Origin of the sequence: Acidianus infernus (genome assembly GCF_009729545.1) — an archaeon.
GTDB lineage: Archaea > Thermoproteota > Thermoprotei_A > Sulfolobales > Sulfolobaceae > Acidianus > Acidianus infernus.
The window spans coordinates 1,912,839-1,926,452 of sequence record NZ_WFIY01000004.1 but is presented as its reverse complement, the minus strand read 5'-3'; the positions used below and the strand labels follow the sequence as shown (position 1 = coordinate 1,926,452).

Genomic DNA, 13,614 nt, shown 5'->3' with positions numbered 1-13,614 from the left:
GATCTGCTCATAACCTAACAGAAGGTTCTCAAACCCTTAATACTTTCTCTAAATACTCCTTAGCATTGTTATATGGGGACTTTGAGGCATAAAGTAAGGTTACATTTTCCCCTTTTTAATTAACTGTAAGAGCAACCTTAGGATTTTTACTGAGCTCCTCAAAGTACTTCCTTTTAAACTCCTCCCAATCGTGATTATACCATTTCATCACTAGGTGCTATGTCCTTAAGCCAAACGTCTACTTGATCCTTCTTAACACCTCTAGGCCACAACCTGTCTACTAGAATCCTAATTCCATCATCCTTTTCTAAAGGATCGTAAACCCTCTTAATGTCTAGTTTACACTCTCTAAAATAAGGAGGCTAATAGATTAGGTGTAATATTTTAAACCACCATCCTAGTGTGCAAAACCAATTCTTCTCATTATGTTACAAGTCCATATGAATAGTGAAGATCCTTTTTCGATTTAGGTCACTCTTTCAGATGTGGAAGAACTTTATGCATAAAGAGAGTCTTTTAAATATCCGGTAGAAATAATGATTTGGTCCCCCTAGCTGAGGTATGATGTAGGCTAGCGGGACTGAGAGGTGAGGATGTAATTTCTCTACGTCGTAATGAGAAAAAGACGATATAATGCTAGAAATACTGAGTAATTTCAAAAGGTTTTTATCATGGACGAAGGCAGAGCCTGGATTGCATTTCGAGTTAGAAAACCTTAATATTTCGCCCTATGACTGTTAATAGATGATGAGCACCCAACCTCCAGAGGAGTGAAGAAGGCTAGATTGTCTGAGCCACTCTAATTGAAAGCTAGTTGACCATGCAAGAAGCCCTAGATTTGCTGAGCTGTTTTACTAACGTTCTCAGTGTAACTGCAGAGACCATGGCATCAGTCTGACTTGGGTAGGCAGTCGAGAGGGTCAGAGACCACCATTTGAGGGGACTTTCATACTCTCGCCCTTCAATCGAGCTGGAGATGAGCCTCATTAACGTCTTGGGCTATTAATCCCCTTTTTGTGGCACACCTTTAATAACGTTGGCGAGGTAATTTAATTATGAAGGTTTATGAAATACCTTTGAGATTCGTTAAATCCTTCCTAATAGATTACGATAAAGGTTACATTCTGGTAGATGCGGGAACTCCGGGGAGCGGTAAGAGAATAGCTGAGTTCCTCAACTCAAAAGGAGTGAAGTTGGACTACGTAATTTTCACTCATTCTCATCCAGACCACATAGGTGGTGCTTATGAGCTTAGGAATTATACTAATGCTAAGTTTGCAATAGATGCCAACGGCGTTGATTATTTGAGAGAAGGCAAAATAAGGGAACCGGTTTTGCATTCCACCTTTCTAAAGGTGTTGTTTGCGCTAGGTAAGCCTTTCTTTTTTAAGAAATTTTCTGGAGTTAAGGAAGACCTTATACTTAAAGAGGGGGAATTAGTTGAAGGAGTTGAAGTTTTAAGGACTCCTGGACATACTAACGATTCCATCTCTTTATATTTACCTACTATAAATTCAGTAATTGTTGGCGACACTTTACAAGGAACTAACAAGGGCCTTAAATATCCACTAATATATGAGAACTTGGAAGAATTAATTAAGAGCGTTGAGAAAATAAAGTCTTTAAAGCCTTCATTCGTTTACGTTTCCCACGGGAAATCTGGAAGTAATTTCTTAGTTTAATTGCTCGGTCACGTTAAACTCAAAGCCTAGTTACCCCACTTCAACAACTTCCTCCCAGAATTCATCTAAGGAAGGCGATCCTTCCCTCAACAGAATATTCGCCATTTTAACACTAGGAATTCTGTCCCCTACTATCAAGACGTCGTAATCACTGGCCATTCCTTAGCGTCTTTTAGTATTAAAAGGTGAACCTTCATCGCCTTGATGAGAAAAATTGCGTACTGTCGTCTTCGGAGGATTTTCTAAAAGGTGAGAAATTTAGTTACCTCACTATAACAGCCTTCTATGCACATTGAATCACGCAAGTTCATAATATCCGCCATTCTCGGCATCCTCAGCTCGTTTCATATTAATTCAAGATGGCCAACAATCAAGGTAACCTCTAGCTTAAGATTAACCCTAGTACGCTCACTAGGATTGCTATCCCTCCCAACATGAAGTCTATTAAGTAAACCTTCTTGGTCTTGGCTATTCTCAATAGGAAGCTTATTACTACTAGACCAGTTAGTAAGGCAGAAATTACTGCCAAAACTATCCCATCAACTCCAATTAATGATATAACATAAGTGACGTGATGTCTAGTGAATAGGAGAGTTGTTCCCACTGCTCCTATTGCCGCAGGTATGTAAGCTAAGTAGGAGTAGTGAAATGCGTCCTCTGGATTTATTCCTAAAATTAACATTGTTGACACTGTCATTCCAGATCTACTTACTCCGGGAAGTGCGGCAATGCCTTGGGCTATGCCTATTAATATCATTTCTTTCGTGGAGAGATTCTTGAACTCCCTCGTTCTAGTTCTTGAGTACCTAATGTAAATTCCGTCGGCTATTAACGCTATGCCTAGAAATATCATTGGAATTGAAGGGTTATATGCGTTCTGCAGCAGCTTGTCAGAAATTATATAAAGCGGAACTCCAACTATTCCAGTGAAGACTGTTACCACGATCAGAAATTTTAGAAGGAATTTATCGTTGAAAACCTTCTTAACGTCATGTCTGAAATAAATTAATGCAGAACCAATTGATCCCATCTCCATAAATAAACCAAAGGTGTAAGCAATACTTACGTCTAGGCCAAGTAAATAATGGGAAGCAATTAATTCCTGAGTTTTACTACTTATAGGTAGCCATTCTGCAATTCCTTGTATTATTCCTAGAAGAATTGAAACAAAGAAGTTCATTTTACCACCTAGCTGTTGGAGATATAACGAATTGTCTAGAAAAACTTTTTCCAAGGAAAATCTCTTTTCCAGTTGATAGAAGACTTAGGGCACTTAAAGTAATGAATTTCATATGCTTAGACTTTTTAGCTAAATAATAAAAATAACCTATATAATCTATATATACAATAAAAGGATATATAAAATATATAGAGTGGATCTAAAAGTAGTGATATGAAAAAATATATATAGATAAAAAACCATGGAGATTTGTGGAGCATTCACCAGCTTTAACAGCCTTTATAATATTAATAGGAATAGTTGCTTCAACTTTTGCGGTAGTTTATGTTACTTACTCTTTAGTTTCAAGTTTATTTACTCAACAGTGCACAATTACTCTTTATAGTGGTTGTGTTTTTAACAATGACACTATTAAGGTTAAATTATTCTCTCCTAAGCAACTGACAGTAAGTTATGTTAAAATTAATGGCGAGGTATTTTACCCTGAAAATAAAGTTATAATATACCCTGGAACTAATACCTATTATATCACTACTGGAGACCAGAATTTATCTCCTCAATCTAAGGTTATGGTTGAAATATTCTTTAATAATGGTGAGGAAATAAGCTTCAATACTACAGTACTGACTTCCTCCTGAAAGGTTCCCTCCCAAAGCTAAATACCGTTTTGGATAGTTACACTTTTTATTTATATAATAGTAGGTAGTATTACATCATGTGTATTTTCTATTACTATTATGATAATCTCTCAACCGATGACTGTGTGACTGCTTCAGTTTCTGTTGGAGATTGCTCAAAAGGTAGTGATGTTTCCCTCTAACGGTGTATGATCTTTTAAGCCCGTGAGAAGTTACGCCAATCTCATCCTAGCATTTTCTTAAACCTTAACGCGTCATCAAAGGAATATATATTATTAAATAGAACGTATGTAGTAGAAGAACTAGCTTTAACAATGTCTTTCAATTTCTGCAAATCTTCATCAGTAAATTTATATGAATAATTAACTTCTCCTTTTCCTATTCCGTGTAGTCTATAATACTTCATTTGAGTTAAGGAGTTATGCCTAAATGGATCGACTACATGAACTACCCCTGTTCTTTCTAAAACTTCCTTCAAAAGGCTCTCATTATCGTACCAAGAGCCTCTAGGTTCCCAAGCATAAATAAAGCCCTTCTCTAAAGTTGAGAAATAGTCTATCAGCCTTTTCACGTTTTCCTCCGAAGGCTTAAAAGATGCAGGAGATTGAAAAACTATGATCCTAGCGTTCAATTCCTTGGCTTCCTTTAACGTTATTTCAGTAGCCTCCTCAACTTCCTTAGTTTCCTTAAAGGACCCAAAGTTCTCCTTATTTCCTTGGAATTTCTTCATTCTCTTATAAGTAGACGTGTTATATTCGTGAGTTATTACTTGCAGTGCCTTTAACGTTAGCTCTACGCCATTTTCCTCCGCCATCTTCCTCCATCTGCTTAGCGTTGTTTCACTAACCACGTCATAAAAGGTTTGTTGAACTTCTAATACGTTAAAATATTTGAAGTGCTTATTAGTAAAACCGCAAGTACCTACTTTTATCATCTAATTTTTTCTCTTCACTACTTTCTTTTAACCTTTACCGCATAGTGGAATATCCCTAACGTAGTATACCTTATTTCCTTCAAGTTTAAACTCCTTAACTTCAACTTCTAAGCCCTTGGTCAACGCTAGGTAAAAAGTTTCAGCAAATTTTCTATCAGTTTCAGCGTTTGGGGAAAAGCAGACTGCGTCGTCCCTCATTACTAGAACTAGGAGCTTAGCCCTCATCCCTCTCTCCATTGCTCTTATTAACTCTTCCAAGTGCTTTCTACCTCTCTCAGTTGGTGCGTCTGGAAAGAGTGCCACCCCGTCATTGACTAGGGTACAGCCCTTCACCTCAACGTAAGTGTTATCGTAGAAGAAATCTATCCTGCTCTTCCCAAGTTTTACTTCCTGCCTCGCCCCAGGTAAGAATTTTCTAGCAATAGCGTTGTGTATACTGGAGTCAGTAATGACCCACCTCCCATCCCAAGCTGCGGTGACTTGACAGGAGGTCTTCCTTTTCCCCTTTTCCACTTGCCTCACGAGGATTTTATTCCCAGGGTAAATTAACTCCTTTAGCCTCCCCGGGTCGTGTAAGTGGCAAAGCTTTCCGCTCTTTGTTTGTACTAGAAATCTATTTAATCTACTTTCCACAATTTCCTCGTGTAGTTCCTCCTTAAATTCGTAAACGAGTGATGATGCATTCATTTCTGAACTGTGAAGAACGGTGTAGGGACTGATTAAAAATTTTTATCTGAATATGATGGCTTAAATTCTATAGTTGCTACTGTGCAAAAGACTTTCTTTACAGCTTAAGGCTCTTCCTCTAGTCCTATTTTTCAATAAATTTTAACAGTAATTTTTAATTAGGTAGTATAATAAAAGATCATGAGACTTTGGTCAATTCATCCAAAGTACCTTGACACTCGAGGTCTTTTAGGCTTGTGGAGAGAAGGCTTACTTGCTCAGAAAGTTCTGCTAGGAGAAACGAGAGGATATAAAAACCACCCTCAGTTAATAAGGTTCAAGAGAACTAGCGATCCTGTCCTTTATTTAGGAACTTACCTTTACTACGTTTACATGGAGGGAGTGAGGAGAGGTTATTCCTTTAATAAGGATAAGATAGTCAAATATGATCTAACCTTAAGGATGCCGGTAACAGAGGGACAAATAAATTATGAATTCCATCACTTATTAGAGAAGTTGAAAATTAGAAACCCTAAAATGTACGCTGAACTACTCCAGGTTAAAATAATAGAAACTAACCCTATTTTCTTTGTCGTTAAAGGCGGAATAGAAGAGTGGGAAAAGATAGCGTTTTTTAATTCTAATACTACAATACCTTATGAAAAAGTTTAAGCACTTCACAATTTCTGATCTAGCCTTAGGAACTTGGAAGATGGGCGGAGGTTTCTGGACTCCCAGTTATGAGAACGACGAAAAAGACGTGAGCGCAATAAAGAAGGCTATAGAACTCGGAATTACAACTATTGATACTGCAGAAATGTACGGTGGAGGGCATGCTGAAGAACTAGTGGGCAAGGCAATAAAGGACTTCAAGAGGGACGACGTCTTTATAATAACTAAAGTTTGGCCTAACCACGCAAAGTATGACGACGTAATAAAATCAGCAAAGGCAAGTAGTTCAAGGCTCGGCACTTTCATAGACCTTTACTTACTTCACTGGCCTTCCTCCTCGGTACCAATATGTGAGACGATGAGTGCATTTGAAAAACTAGTGGAAGACGGAATCGTAAAGTTCATTGGGCTTAGTAACTTTAAACCAGAAGGAATACAAAAGGCCAACGAATGCCTTAAAAAGAACGAAATCACCGCAATTGAAAACCATTACAGCTTGTTGGATAGAAGTGATGAAGATACTCTGGAGTATGCTAAAAAGAACGGGATTGCGTATTTTTCCTATACACCGTTAGAAAAAGGAAGAATATCGGAAATTAAGATACTGGATAAAATTGCTAAAAAGTACAATAAAACACCAATTCAAGTTGCTCTAAATTGGTATATATCCATTGATGTTATGGTTCCAATAGTCAAAGCTAGTAATATAAAACATTTGGAAGAGAATGCTGGAGCAATGGGGTGGAAATTAAGTAAGGAAGATTGGGAGGCAATAGCTAAAGCTCGAGATTGACGTTGAGGAGGTTTACGGGAAGTGATGACAAACGAGGATTTCCAACCTTTTAAGGAACGTTTTTCTAACAAGAAAAATCCTAGAAATTCTAAATAACGAGAGAAAAAGAAATGTGAGGCATCCAAGTAGTCAGCCTATAAGTCGCAGATTACTTCGCTTCAATATAGAAAAATCTGAGGCTTCTCTCTTTCCCTTTTCAGTAGTTCAAAACCATACTTTCAAAAATTCTTTCAATGCTGACATCATTTCATAGTAGTTCAAAACCACGAACTTTCTTCACATTATAAAAGACAAGCAGTAAAAATATGAACACGTAAAGTTGCCTTTAATCCTCACAAAAAGGTTGTTAACTAACCCCTATGCCTTAGGTTGGGGGATAGCTTTCATGTTCTTCTGGATAGTAATGGGGGCTTTCATCGAGTCTGCCAGCGTTCCTAAATCATCAGCAGTTTACTATACCGCAAGTTGGTACGGCATAATAGCTTTGTTATCAACTTCATCATTTGCAACTTCCATAGCATTTATGATATATTATCAGTCCGGCAGTCTACCATACTTTATGAGGTTTTCGAAATTAACACCTAAATACTATCTATTTTCCCTTTACTTCACAATGTTAGTAACGACAATAATTGTAAGTATAATAATGGGCTTAGGAGTAATTTCGCTCTTCTCCTACCACTTTGGAGAAACAATAGCTCCCAAGAACTGGGGCTTATTCTTCCTCGACGCAATACTTGCTGGAGTATTTTATTTACCTTTATCCCTGCTTTTAGAGGAGCTTACAATAGTTACTACAAGGAGGCTGAGGGAGGCCATCTCATACATTCCCTTAGTCTTAGCTTACCTCTTCGGTTTATCTTATACAAACATAAACCTGGGTAACTTAGTTTATTACAGCCCATTCCTTTCTATTCAAGTTTTAGGAGTGCAGAGCTTCTTTACAGGGAGCATCCCGCTAAACTTTAACGACTTTAAAGGGCCCACCCTTAACGTAGATTACGTAATAATTTCAGCGATAGGTTGGTCTATAGTCCTTTCCTTCGCGTCGATGTTACTCTTCAGGAGGTTATATTATAAGAGTCTAGAGGAGGCGAGAATAGTATGATAGAGCTTAATGACGTCCACGTATATTACGATAGGGAAGTAATAAAAGGAGTAAACATGAAGGTAGATGGAGAAAAAGTGTTACTTTTAGGCCCTAATGGCTCTGGCAAGTCAACACTACTTAGTGCCATTGCGGGAATCATTCCGTACAAGGGGAGTATAAAGATTGACGGGATGGAAGTAAGAAACGTTAAGAACTACAACGAGGTTGCAACAAATTTGCCCCAAGCCTTCTCCATAGGATTGACAATAGATGACATAATAGAGATTTACGGCGAGTTAAAAGGGCTAAAGATTGACGTAAAGGCAGAACTTGAGAAGTTGGGAATAAAAACGAAAAAGAAGATTTACCAACTATCGGCAGGGCAGAGCGTTATAGTTAGGACTCTCATAGCCTTAGCTACAGATCCTAAGGTAATTCTAATTGATGAGCCTTTCGAGAACGTAGACGTTGCAAAGAGGAAAATTGTGGTGAATTGGTTGAAAGAACATGGTAAGGAGGGGATTATAGTTACTCACGAAGTTGATATTGCGAGGCAATTTAGCGACTATAAGGCTTTCATTATACTCGAGGGGAAAGTGTTTGGGCCAATAACCGTTAGCGACTTGCTCTCATCCTCAGTAGTTATGGGTGAAGACCCATCAGCTCTGCTTACCTTAGAAATTAATGGGAAGAAGGTGTCGTTAGTTAGAGGGGATAAAGGATATAAGATGGACATGATAGGTAGTTTAGAAAGGTTGTACAACCTATTGGAGGTATAAGGATGGAGAAGGACATAGTAAAGGAGTCTAGGGAGGTTGCAGAAAAAATCATTAAGGGAGAATTTAGGCTAACGCTTGCAAAGTATTATTTACTCTGGTCTACTTTTCCAATAGTTTCTTTCGCATTATACCTTATTAACACTAGATATCCCTTCTTGAATTACCCAATAGCTCTTTTTGGATATTTATATTATAATTTTAAAATTTTTTCAGATTTTTCAAAAATAGTAGAAAGAGTTTATGGGATTAAAAAATATAATAAGTATTCCGACATTATTTACACCGCAGTATGGTCAATCCCTACGGCTATGATATTCATAGGCTATGAGTTTAACTACCCTTACTTGGCTTTAGCTGGATTTGCTATCCTTGGAATTAATTATTCCTTTTTCGTTTATTTCTGCCTCAAAAAGTCATTCCATGATTTCCACTATTACGACTTGTTAGTAATGATGACTTTCATCGCTTATATTGTAAGCGTTGGAATTTGTGTTACGTTAAATATCTGTCTCACTAAAATAATGTGGATCCCCTTCACTCTATCTTGGATTTATGCATCGTATGCGTCTTTCATGGAGGTAATTGAAGGTGAGTGATGATTTAAAGAAGTTAATGGAGATACTCAGCGACCCTGCGTTGAACAACTCAATTAGGTTGGGCATTCTCCTCGCTCTATTTGGCTTAGAATCAATAAATTTCTCTCAGTTACTAAAAATTCTTAACATACCCAAAAGTTCCCTTTACACTCATTTGCAAGTTCTAGAGGAGGGTGGATATATAAGGATGACTAAAAAGTTTACAGCCTTAGGCCCAAGAACTTTTATAGAAATAACTGAAAAAGGGAAAGAGGTAATGAGACAATATTTAATGCTCGTGAATAAAATGTCAGATAAAAAATGATTCACGAAAATCTAGCTACAGAAGTTTTAGTTTCTTTGTGTTATTACATTTGAAACTTTTCATAGATCATCATCAAATTCGACGTATTTAATAACTCTTATAAGAGTGTTATCAAGTTAACAAAAATCCCCACGTTTTACTCAAAATAGTTGGGCACACTTTAATGGTCTTAGCTATGAATACTGATATACTTGTAATTTTCTACTAGTTAGGAAATAATTTTAGCTTACTCCCTCTTTAAACTGCACTAAATATTCTTATATTCCCGAATATATATTCGTGAATATATGTTTGAAGCACTGACTGGAAGGGTTCCCTCCCAGGGGGCTCATCGATTCGAGCTCAGAGAACCATTTGAGGGGACTTTCATACTGATTGCCCCTCACTCGAGCTGGGGAGTAGCGTCATCAACGTCTTGGGCTATCCATCCCCCTTTCCTCCCTTTGACCCCCATTTTTTGTAAAGCCTTTAAATTTTAAGAATGTCTCATTAGTAAATGAATGTCACGTTTCTATTATCTTGTAATTTCCGTGTAGTCCATCTTCTTGTTAGATAACCTTAAATTCTCAAAGTATTGGATTATGTGATGAAGCCTTTAAGGACTTATATCATGATAAGGAATTTTGCACTAAACCTTTCTCAACCTTTTATTTCATTCGTTTCCGCAGCATTTGGGATTTCTGGAGAGAACTTAGCTATAGTTTCTTCTGCAGGTTCAGCATTACCTTCATTTATACAGTTCGTAATGGGGTTCTTTAACCTCAGAGGGAAAATAATAACCTTTTACGGAACTCTTGCTGCAGGACTCCTTTGGATTTCCTTATCTTTTATCCCCTTTGGAGTGTTTTTCGTAGTAATTTACGTTATCTTGGAGGCTTCTCTAGGTATTTCTGCCTACGGTTGGTATTTAATTATGGAGAGAGTAAGCAATACTTCCAGAGGAAAAATCCTGGCTCAGTACTCCTTTTACTCCGTCATAGGAGGAATAATAGCTACGCTTATCACGGGTTTTATAGTAAACAAGGAATTTAATGAGGTGAGGTATTTCTTCCTCATAAGCGGTTCGCTTTTCATTCTTAGCTCATTAATCTCACTAGAGTTTGACGTTGATTATTCAAAGGAGCCTTTAAAGGGGCTTTCCTTAAATAAGGAGTTAAGTAAGTTCTTGATTATAACTTTCTTATTTGACGTAGTTTGGTCTATGGCTTGGCCTCTGTTTCCCCTTGCGCAAGTTTACTTGTTTAACATGGACTTTGAGAACATTGCAATAATTAACCTCATTGCCAATTTTTCTACCCTTTTGTTGCAGAGGAAGATAGGAGAGCTTGTGGATAAGAATAGGAGGTTAATGATGTTCTTAGGTAGGTTGGCTTTATCGGTTTTTCCTTTAGCTTACGCTTTGTCTACTTCTGTTTATGAGATTTACTTAGCTAACGTAGTTGCCGGATTTACTTCGTCCATTAATTCTACTGCTTACTTATCTTACATTTACGATAATTCAAAGGATGTGAGGAAGGGAATTGGTTTATATAATGCTGTGAGCGGACTTGGAGACATAATAGGATCAAGTATAGGAGCTTTTGGAGTTGAAGAATTAGAATTTTTGGGCATATTTTTAGCAATTAAGATTATGATGCTTATAGTTGCGTCATTGAGGGCAATTGCTTCCTTCTTCTATTTGAAGATACAGGAAGTAAAACCAGTGAAGTTTTAGCATTTTACTTAACTCTTAATATCTTTTAACAGCTTAAAAAAAAAGAATTGATTAAAAATTACGCTTCTCAATAAGGGAGGAGACACTAGCGGTTTAGCGTAAGACTGTGCGTGAGATCTTTATTCGCTCTCGTTTTTACTTGCTTCTATTCCTTTGCCAATGTTGACCTTTACGTGACATTCTGGTACTGCAGAGTTAATTGCCCATAAGTAAAATCCAATTGAAGCTATTATATCGATTATCCAGGCAAAGGGCAATGGTGAGCTAGGAATTACTCCAAAGCCGTAACAGCCTAAAGCTACTAATACTCCAGTAAAAATTAGGAAAGCGATCACCCACAATCCAGCCTTAAGGTCGCACGGCTTTTTATCCTTATATGTTAAGTAAGTTAATGCTCCTGCTAGCATTACACCTATTAAAATGTAACCTCCATATGGATCGGAAGGCGGTGCTATTAAAGCTCCTGCACCCCAGTAAACTAATAATGCTGAAATCACGAAAGCAGCAAGAGAGAATGCTTGATGTGCTGGTAATTTGAAAGGCCTAGGTAGATCCGGTGCATATTTCCTACTAAGTGGAAGGAATACTGAGCCTATAATATAGGAAAATACTCCAGTAGTAGTTATAATTGAAACTAATGCACTCCATGCACCTCCAACTGAAGAAACTAAAGTACCAGCGAAAGCCATTACTAACAGCACTATTGTCACTATCATTGTTGCAATTAAACCCCAAACTGGAACTCTGTATTTACCATGAACTTCGAAGAACTTATCAGAGAGGAAGCCCTCTTTAGAAGTTCCGTATAAAACTCTCGCAGTTGAGGCCATGTATTGGCTTAAAGTACCGCTTGGACTGACTACGCCGTCAATTGCCAACAAGATTGCTAAAGCTCCTAAACCTAGGCCCGCAACTTCATAGAAGAATGGGAAGGAATAAATTGGAGGCTGAGGCGATGAAGTTAATGCAGACCAATCTCCAGGAGAGACTCCGGTAGTTCCGAAAGCTGAAGAGTTCCACGCAAAACCCCCTATAAACACTACTTGTAACATAGTGTAAAGTACTATCGAAGTTCCTACAACTGCTAATATTGCCCTCCAAATATCTCTTCCCGGCATTTTAGCTTCTGCAGCCATTTCTATTGGTTGTCTGAAACCCAAGTATGCGAAGGCTACCCCTGTTGCAGGGATTGCGGAGAAAACTGGTAAGAATCCGTAAGGTGCAAATGACGGTGTAGTAAAGTTTGAAGCAAACTTTGGAACTCCTACTATAAGTATGGATATAACAGTGAGGGAAGGAATAATTAATTTCCAAGAAGTTATTGCAAAGTTGCTTGCCCTCAGTGCGGATATTCCAATGTAATTAATGAAAAAGAAGAGGGCAGACAATGCTAACGCTACTCCAAGCCCTTCAGCTGTTGGGAATTCTGAAGAGCATAAGGTTACCGAAGTTATTCCGTATAAACTTAAAGCTCCTTGCAAAACTTCAACCACTGCAACTGCCTCGGCAGCAGGGACTGCGATATAAGTTAATATTACGCTCCAACTAATTATCGATGCAGCTAAGCCTCCGTGAGAGTATTTTGCATACCTAACTGCTCCTCCAGCTACCGGTATTGATGTACCTACTTCAGCCCAAACTAAAGCAATTATTAGAATGAAGATTCCTCCAAATATCCAACTAAGTATTGCTGCAGGTCCTGCTGCTGACGCTGTTTCTAAGCTTCCAAATATCCATCCTGAACCTATTACTGCAGTTAAACCTGCAAAATATAAGTCTATCAAACGTAGTTCTCTTTTTAATTTTACACCTGACGAAGTTTCAGTTTGCCTAGACATGAACTTCTCTATTCATAAACTGTATATAAGAATTGCTTATATAATTGATAAAAAATTATCACTTTTACGTTGATTATTTTATACTTTTTTAATCGTTTGGAGTAAAACTAAAAGTGTTAAATAGAAGTAAGAGAACATTAAAGATAAAAAAAGTTCTTATTGTTTTGCTAAAATTTTCATTAAGTAAACTAGTTTTAAGTATAGAGAATTAAAAAGTATTTATAGAAAATTCACGCCAGTGTCGATTAAAAGATTTTTACGAGGAGTTTATACAATTGCCATCTGACCTCCCAATGGGCTCATCGATTCGGGTGGCTCACAGGACTACCGTTTGTCCCTACACTTTCATTTCACTCATTTTATCTTCAATCATGATCAAGTGTAGGGACTTAGCCCTCAACCACCTTTTAGGTGGGTCATGGGACTCCTTAGAGCCCAACGGCACGGGACTCACATCTCTCTATAATCCCTCCCACCCTTTTGGGCATAGCCCACATCGGCGTGAGAGATCATCTTTTTATCGACAAACGCATTATAAACGAATATAAAAAGTTTTCTATTAACATGAAAAAGGACTCAGCCCCAGAGGAACGCTGGGAAGGAGCGTAACTAAAAACTTTCTTGGGCTATCTATTGTAAATAACGAAGTATCATTAACGAAAGATAAAGATTTTCAAGATATTAGGAATTTAGGAGTAAATATGGAAATAATTTAGTTGTTAATTATG

The 13,614-nt window shown here is 37.6% G+C and carries 14 protein-coding genes and 1 pseudogene; 9 read left to right on the top strand and 6 right to left on the bottom strand.

The features are described from left to right. Nucleotides 1–28: 28 nt before the first annotated feature. Nucleotides 29–332: pseudogene (locus D1867_RS10975) on the bottom strand (DUF488 domain-containing protein). A 723-nt stretch (nucleotides 333–1,055) separates the two neighbouring features. On the opposite strand from D1867_RS10975, the gene D1867_RS10970 reads away from it, so the two are divergent. After that, nucleotides 1,056–1,682 carry an MBL fold metallo-hydrolase gene (locus D1867_RS10970; RefSeq protein WP_155864170.1) on the top strand — a complete coding sequence of 209 codons (627 nt, stop codon included), beginning with the start codon at nucleotides 1,056–1,058 and terminating at the stop codon, nucleotides 1,680–1,682. A 30-nt stretch (nucleotides 1,683–1,712) separates the two neighbouring features. Here D1867_RS10970 and D1867_RS12645 read toward each other — a convergent pair whose 3' ends face one another. Further along, nucleotides 1,713–1,841, bottom strand: coding sequence for a hypothetical protein (locus D1867_RS12645; RefSeq protein ID WP_276608438.1), 129 nt, complete (start codon nucleotides 1,839–1,841; stop codon nucleotides 1,713–1,715). Nucleotides 1,842–2,064: 223 nt separating this feature from the next. Beyond that, nucleotides 2,065–2,862 (bottom strand): undecaprenyl-diphosphate phosphatase, encoded by a 798-nt coding sequence (locus tag D1867_RS10965; protein ID WP_155864482.1) that lies wholly within the window; start codon nucleotides 2,860–2,862, stop codon nucleotides 2,065–2,067. A 251-nt stretch (nucleotides 2,863–3,113) separates the two neighbouring features. Here D1867_RS10965 and D1867_RS10960 point away from each other — a divergent pair, with 251 nt between their 5' ends. Continuing rightward, nucleotides 3,114–3,500 carry a hypothetical protein gene (locus D1867_RS10960; RefSeq protein WP_155864169.1) on the top strand — a complete coding sequence of 129 codons (387 nt, stop codon included), beginning with the start codon at nucleotides 3,114–3,116 and terminating at the stop codon, nucleotides 3,498–3,500. A gap of 223 nt (nucleotides 3,501–3,723) precedes the next feature. Here D1867_RS10960 and D1867_RS10955 read toward each other — a convergent pair whose 3' ends face one another. Together D1867_RS10955 and sfsA are read right to left on the bottom strand one after the other, a co-directional pair. Then, the gene (locus D1867_RS10955) at nucleotides 3,724–4,434 is read right to left on the bottom strand and encodes a DUF72 domain-containing protein (RefSeq protein ID WP_155864168.1); all 711 of its coding nucleotides are present in this window, start codon (nucleotides 4,432–4,434) and stop codon (nucleotides 3,724–3,726) included. Nucleotides 4,435–4,461: 27 nt separating this feature from the next. After that, nucleotides 4,462–5,121, bottom strand: coding sequence for a DNA/RNA nuclease SfsA (sfsA, locus tag D1867_RS10950; RefSeq protein ID WP_155864167.1), 660 nt, complete (start codon nucleotides 5,119–5,121; stop codon nucleotides 4,462–4,464). Nucleotides 5,122–5,301: 180 nt separating this feature from the next. Between sfsA and D1867_RS10945 the strand changes: the two genes are divergently transcribed. The 7 genes from D1867_RS10945 (at nucleotide 5,302) to D1867_RS10915 (ending at nucleotide 11,048) form a co-directional block, all read left to right on the top strand. After that, the gene (locus D1867_RS10945; RefSeq protein WP_155864166.1) at nucleotides 5,302–5,772 is read left to right on the top strand and encodes a pyrimidine dimer DNA glycosylase/endonuclease V; all 471 of its coding nucleotides are present in this window, start codon (nucleotides 5,302–5,304) and stop codon (nucleotides 5,770–5,772) included. Continuing rightward, nucleotides 5,759–6,565, top strand: a complete 807-nt coding sequence (locus tag D1867_RS10940; RefSeq protein WP_155864165.1) for an aldo/keto reductase — start codon at nucleotides 5,759–5,761, stop codon at nucleotides 6,563–6,565. Before D1867_RS10945 ends, D1867_RS10940 begins: the two co-directional genes overlap by 14 nt. 343 nt (nucleotides 6,566–6,908) lie before the next feature. After that, nucleotides 6,909–7,673: a hypothetical protein gene (locus D1867_RS10935; RefSeq protein WP_162309170.1), complete on the top strand. Its 765-nt coding sequence runs from the start codon at nucleotides 6,909–6,911 to the stop codon at nucleotides 7,671–7,673. Further along, nucleotides 7,670–8,434: an ATP-binding cassette domain-containing protein gene (locus tag D1867_RS10930; RefSeq protein WP_155864163.1), complete on the top strand. Its 765-nt coding sequence runs from the start codon at nucleotides 7,670–7,672 to the stop codon at nucleotides 8,432–8,434. The genes D1867_RS10935 and D1867_RS10930 overlap by 4 nt, the downstream gene beginning before the upstream one ends. 2 nt (nucleotides 8,435–8,436) lie before the next feature. Beyond that, nucleotides 8,437–9,030 carry a hypothetical protein gene (locus tag D1867_RS10925; RefSeq protein WP_155864162.1) on the top strand — a complete coding sequence of 198 codons (594 nt, stop codon included), beginning with the start codon at nucleotides 8,437–8,439 and terminating at the stop codon, nucleotides 9,028–9,030. After that, complete coding sequence (locus tag D1867_RS10920; protein WP_338078046.1) at nucleotides 9,023–9,334, top strand: transcriptional regulator; 312 nt, start codon at nucleotides 9,023–9,025, stop codon at nucleotides 9,332–9,334. Before D1867_RS10925 ends, D1867_RS10920 begins: the two co-directional genes overlap by 8 nt. A gap of 586 nt (nucleotides 9,335–9,920) precedes the next feature. Beyond that, entirely contained in the window at nucleotides 9,921–11,048 is a 1,128-nt protein-coding gene (locus tag D1867_RS10915; protein WP_155864161.1) for an MFS transporter, read from the top strand. Nucleotides 11,049–11,167: 119 nt separating this feature from the next. On the opposite strand, the gene D1867_RS10910 is transcribed toward D1867_RS10915, so the two are convergent. Then, nucleotides 11,168–12,886, bottom strand: a complete 1,719-nt coding sequence (locus tag D1867_RS10910; protein ID WP_155864160.1) for an APC family permease — start codon at nucleotides 12,884–12,886, stop codon at nucleotides 11,168–11,170. Between the last annotated feature and the right edge of the window lie 728 nt (nucleotides 12,887–13,614).